Below are 379 nucleotides of genomic sequence, written 5' to 3'. Positions count from 1 at the left end.
GCTTGTACTTCTCACCCACGTGCATCAGTTGCAGGCCTTCAACCCAACCCGGGATCACGCCGCTGACTGGCAGGTCAATCGGGCTACCGCGCTCGATCGAGCTGTCGAAAACCTTGCCGTCAATCAGCTTGCCTTCATAGTGAACGGTCACGACGTCAGTTGGCTTTGGCTGTGGGCCATCGGCCTTTTTGATGACTTCGTACTGCAGGCCAGAAGCAGTGGTGACAACACCCGCTTTCTTGCCGTTTTCTTCGAGGAATTTTTTACCGGCGGCAGAGGCTTCGTCGCTCATCTTGGCCAGGCGCTCTTCAGCGCGTTTTTGCAGGGCGGCGAACGCTTCGATTAGTTCGTCATCCTTAAGCTTTTGCTCTTTCTTGCC

Annotated in this window: 1 protein-coding gene; it reads right to left on the bottom strand. The window is 55.4% G+C overall.

Features of this window, described 5'->3' with window-relative positions; translation table 11 throughout:
* The coding region (locus GHN92_RS23665; RefSeq protein WP_178102689.1) for an FKBP-type peptidyl-prolyl cis-trans isomerase at nt 1-379 on the bottom strand (379 nt) is incomplete at both ends.

The sequence above is a fragment of the Pseudomonas sp. FSL R10-2964 genome (genome assembly GCF_009600035.1).
Lineage (GTDB): Bacteria > Pseudomonadota > Gammaproteobacteria > Pseudomonadales > Pseudomonadaceae > Aquipseudomonas > Aquipseudomonas bubulae.
The sequence above is the reverse complement of the archived record's forward strand: the minus strand, read 5'-3'. Positions and strand labels throughout refer to the sequence as shown.